General features: G+C 49.0%; 3 protein-coding genes. 2 read left to right on the top strand and 1 reads right to left on the bottom strand.

Going from position 1 to position 4,744, the window contains the following annotated elements:
• The first annotated feature begins 403 nt into the window (after positions 1–403).
• Positions 404–589 carry a hypothetical protein gene (locus IEX98_RS23165; RefSeq protein WP_188891973.1) on the top strand — a complete coding sequence of 62 codons (186 nt, stop codon included), beginning with the start codon at positions 404–406 and terminating at the stop codon, positions 587–589.
• Positions 590–705: 116 nt separating this feature from the next.
• Here IEX98_RS23165 and IEX98_RS23160 read toward each other — a convergent pair whose 3' ends face one another.
• A complete protein-coding gene (locus tag IEX98_RS23160; protein ID WP_188891970.1) occupies positions 706–2,820 on the bottom strand; it encodes an acyltransferase family protein in 2,115 nt (704 codons plus the stop codon).
• 539 nt (positions 2,821–3,359) lie between these two features.
• Here IEX98_RS23160 and IEX98_RS23155 point away from each other — a divergent pair.
• The gene (locus IEX98_RS23155) at positions 3,360–4,529 is read left to right on the top strand and encodes a response regulator (protein ID WP_188891968.1); all 1,170 of its coding nucleotides are present in this window, start codon (positions 3,360–3,362) and stop codon (positions 4,527–4,529) included.
• Positions 4,530–4,744: the final 215 nt, after the last annotated feature.

Below are 4,744 nucleotides of genomic sequence, written 5' to 3'. Positions count from 1 at the left end.
CTTGCGGCTTGCGGCTTGCGACTTGCGGCTTGTTAATTGTGAGTTGCGAAAGCCAGGAACACTTAGGAGGGGGCATTCTGCAGCCAAGCGGAGCGAATCGAGTTCATGATGACTTTTCGAAGATTCTTATCATGTTCCACTCGCGCCAGCGAGCTCGAATATGGAATCAAGAACGGCAGCATGAACCGATTCGCGCAGCGAGCGCGTTATGCCCTATTATCTTTACTCCCTGCTCCCTGCTCCCTGCTCTCTGCTCCCTGCTCTCTGCCCGCTGCCCAGCGCACCTGCCGCCATCCCTCTCATTACCAGAAAACCATTTTGCCGAACAGCGCATAATTGTATTATAATTTCATTATATAGGTGTAACGGCGATATATTTAGATCGAAAGGGGTGTGTCAGGCAGTGAAATTGCTTTCCGAATATGTAGGGCTTAATTTGTGGCTGCTGGCGATTTCAATCGTTTTTTTCTCCTATGACGGGACGATTACGCCTGTCGAAGGTACGATTCTTTTGTTTTTGGTCGCGGTGTGCATTATTAACCTGTCAAAAATAATGAACTACCTTTTTGGCGCGAAAAACAATTCGTAGAGCCGCGTCCTATTTCCAGGGGCTGGCGGAAACGAGCTTGCGAAGTGCATTATTCGCCATCAGAAAAAAACAACCGTTCCGGGTCGTCACCCGCAACGGTTATTTCCATTTCCCCGCTATCCTTCAAGCGCTGCCGCAACCATCTCCGCATACGCCTTGGCACCTGCCTTTTTAAGATGAACGCCATCGTCGCCAAAGTAATCCTTCGCGTCCTCGCTTGCCGCAAACCAGTCAATCAAGTTAACGTTGCTTTTGTCTTCCGCGAAATCGCCAATCATTTCATTGACTTTATTTTGCCAATCACGCGGCACCCGCGTATTGACGAGAAAAACCTTACGTTCCTTGCCAATGGTGTCCAAAAGAGATGTCAGCTGTTTTTTTGTAAACGCGCCATTCGTCCCAAGCTCAATAACGACTGTGCTGCCAAGCTTCCCTTCCTTCTTCAACTGCTCGACAAGCGTTATCGCCTGTTTCATCTGCCTGCCTACTTTACCATCTATTTGGATGCCCGGTACCAATTTTTCTAAATAAGGAGCCGCGTCCAAAATGACCGAATCACCTATTACCGTAACGCCATCTGCTGCCCTTCCCTCAGAACCTGAAGATGATGTAGCTGGTTTTGAGCCTGAGGCTGTTGGTTTTGTCGTGGATGTTGGCTTAGCCGTAGGTGATACCTTCGGCGCAGGTGATGGAGTTGCTTTGGTTCCTGGTGTTACATTTGATCCTGGTTTAATAGATCCGGACGTTACTGATCCAGGCACTTCTGATCCGGATATAACTGAACCTGGAGTTGCCTTTAACGTCGGCGCAGGCAATGTGCCCTTTGATGTCGGCGTTCCTGATGGCGTTTGTACTCCCTCTGATGTCGGCGCTCCTTCCGGCGTTGCTCCTCCAACCGGTTTCCCGGTTGACTTCAACGGCGGCTTTGACGTTGTCAACGGGTTCGACGATGCCCCTAGTACCGCCCCTTCCTCCTGCTGGCCGGAAGCTAAACCTGCTACTGCCGCATTGACTTTAATCCCGCCAGGGAGGCTTGAATAAGCGACCAGACAGCCGCCTAGTACAATCAGCGCCAATATCGCCGCCATCGACTCGCGTCCCAGACGGTTCAAACCGCTTTTTTCCCGAAAACCATGAATTAGACTCCCGAATTCTCCTTGACGGATTGGCACCTCAACGTACCGGTAGGAAAGCTCAGCTAATGCCAGCGTAGCTGCTAATTGAAACATGGCTCTCAAAGGATGAAACTCTTGTGCCTCGACAAGTGGCGTCGACAACGCAATGATCGGAAAATGATATAAATAAATGCCGTAAGACCGAACGCCGATCCATCGGAGCGGTCTGCTTCCGAACAAAGCCGACAATCGGCTGGCCGGATGCGCCAGCACCGCCGTCGCTGCAGCCGTCGCGATTGCTACGAGCAGCATGCCGCCTCTGTACAGCCAGTCGTCATATTGCCCAACACGGGCAATAAAGAACGCAATCACGAGCAGACTAACTATACCAATGGCGTCCACAATTCGCCTGTCTCCACGGCTCAGCGTTTCTGATAGACGACTGCTAGGGCATACAACGGCAAGTGCTGCTCCGATCAGCAGGGCAAAGGCTCTCGTATCCGTTCCATAATAAACTCTGCTGGGGTCAACTCCGGGCTGATAGAGCAGCGCCATCAGAAGCGCCGAGCAGGCCGCAGCGCCAAGCAGACATAACGCCAACTTCCCCCTCTTCGGAACAAAGTGAAGCAGCAGCACCAAAACCAACGGCCACACCAAATAAAACTGTTCTTCCACCGCAAGCGACCAAATATGGCCAAACGGCGACGGCGGTCCAAAACGCTCAAAATAAGAGACATGCTGAAAAATCATTTGCCAATTGTATACGTAGGCTAGAGAAGACAGCAGTTCTCCCCTTAAGGAATGAAACCGGCCCGTATCCGTAACAACGAGCCACAGCGATACGGCTGCAAGCATTAGCAGCATCGCCGGCAGCAACCGCCTTGCGCGTCTGATCCAGAAAGATTTCAGATCGAAACGCCGGTGATTAGCCCGCTGCATTAATAAAATATCGGTTATCAAATAACCGGAAAGAACGAAAAAAACCGTCACCCCCATTAAGCCTCCGGGCATTCCCGGCAAATGAAGATGATAAGCGATAACAGCAAGCACAGCAATGGCACGCAAACCATCCAGTCCCGGCATGTAACGTCTGTTTACGCGGGTTGAATCCGGCATCTCAAGCTGCCTCCTTTTTCTCCGATTCCGGCTCTAAAAAGGGTCGATATCGTACCAGACGTGTTACACTTCGGATTAAGTTGCTGATTCTCCTGCACACTTAAAAAAATCGTTATCGACAAAAGAAAAGGAAAATGCTGTTAGATGTCGAAATAAGTTTGGTTGTGACGAAAATGACCATGCATCGCTCATAATTGCTTAAATTACTGAATTTACTTGCTCAATCTTGTTCATGGATAAAACATTTTTTAATCGTCAATTGTTCGGACACCGCTCTCCAGTTTTTTATCGTTCCATTCAGATTTCAAGCCTTGCCATTCTAAATTAATAACGATAAGCTATTGCTGAATGTCCGCCAGCTAGAATGGAATGACTATACCGGCCAAGCTGCTTAAAATGGATAAATGCATCATTGTAATACTGTATTGCCGGCCAATTGTTATATGCCATCATATTACAGGCCTTATCCCTGCTCTTTTCTTTACAATGCTGAATTCAAAACAAAATAATAACATTACGATTAAAGTGGTGAAACCTCTATGATTCGGGCCATATTGGTAGACGACGAACGGCTCGCTCTGCAGCAGTTAATTCATTTAATGAAAGATTGGGACAATATTCAGGTAATCGCCTCCTATACAGAACCTTTACAGGCCATTAAAGAGGCATCGGTTCAAAAGCCGGATGTCGTTTTCCTCGATATCAATATGCCGGAGCTAAACGGCCTGCAGGCTGCCGAGCAAATTCAGAGCGCCTATCCCGCCGCGGATATCGTATTCATCACAGCTCATGACGATTTTGCACTGGAAGCATTCGACGTCAACGCTCTTGATTATGTGCTGAAGCCGATTCATCGGACGCGGCTCGCAAAAACGATACAGCGACTCGAAAAACGATACGCCGTGCTGCCGGCACCAGCACTAGCGGTTCAGCCCAGTCCCCCGGCAAACCGCCCCGTTGTTTATTGCTTGCAAACCTTACGCTACACAGCGGCAATTCACGAGACGACGGCTGTGTTCAAATGGAGGACCTCTAAAGCGCAGGAACTATTCGCTTACCTGCTGCACCACCGGGAGCGGTTTGTCAGCAAAGATGCCTTGCTGGAGCTGCTGTGGCCAGGCGATGATTTGAAAAAAGCATCGACACATCTGTATACGACGGTCTATCAGGTCAGGCAGTGTTTGAAGCAAGCCGGTCTCCCGATCGAACTAGGCAATATTAGCGGCGGCGAAGGCTATATTTTGCATTTGGGCGATGTGAGCAATGATGCCGATCTTTGGGAAAAAGGAATCAATGAGCTGCCCCCGCTTCATGCTTCCAATTGCAGCAAGCATCAAAAGTGGTTCGACTACTATGAAGGCGATTATTTTGGCGGCTATGATTATATGTGGGCAGAAAGCGAGCGGCAGCGGCTTCGCACCGTATGGCTGCATCATTCGATGCAGTTAGCCTCTTTTTATGCGGACAACAACCAGCAGATACAAGCGTTGAAAGTGTACAAACGAATCGTTGCTCTGCAGCCCTATTTCGAGGAGGCCCATTTTGGGCTTATGAAGCTTCATGACCGCAATGGCGAGAGATGGGCAGTAGATGAGCAATACCGTTCACTGCAAAAGCTGATGGAGGAAGAGCTCGGCATCGATATCCCCGCGCACATTCAGCAATGGTATCAATCTTGGACGATGCGCAACGGACGAATTGAGTCTTAACCCTCTCGATGTTCAGATAATGTTCAGATAATGTTCAGACATTCCAATTACTCTTAGTTTTGAATAAAGGAGGAATGCGGAATGGAAGAATTGAAAGTAATGATAGTAGACGATGCGGCCTTTATGCGGAAAACGTTACGGGCGATCATCGAAAATATAGGTCATCAGGTTATTGCGGAAGCTGAGAACGGCTTGGAAGCAATCCGGCTTTACAA

The organism is Paenibacillus radicis (ex Gao et al. 2016), from assembly GCF_014641555.1.
Taxonomy (GTDB): domain Bacteria; phylum Bacillota; class Bacilli; order Paenibacillales; family Paenibacillaceae; genus Pristimantibacillus; species Pristimantibacillus radicis.
This window is presented reverse-complemented; position numbering and strand designations above follow the sequence as displayed.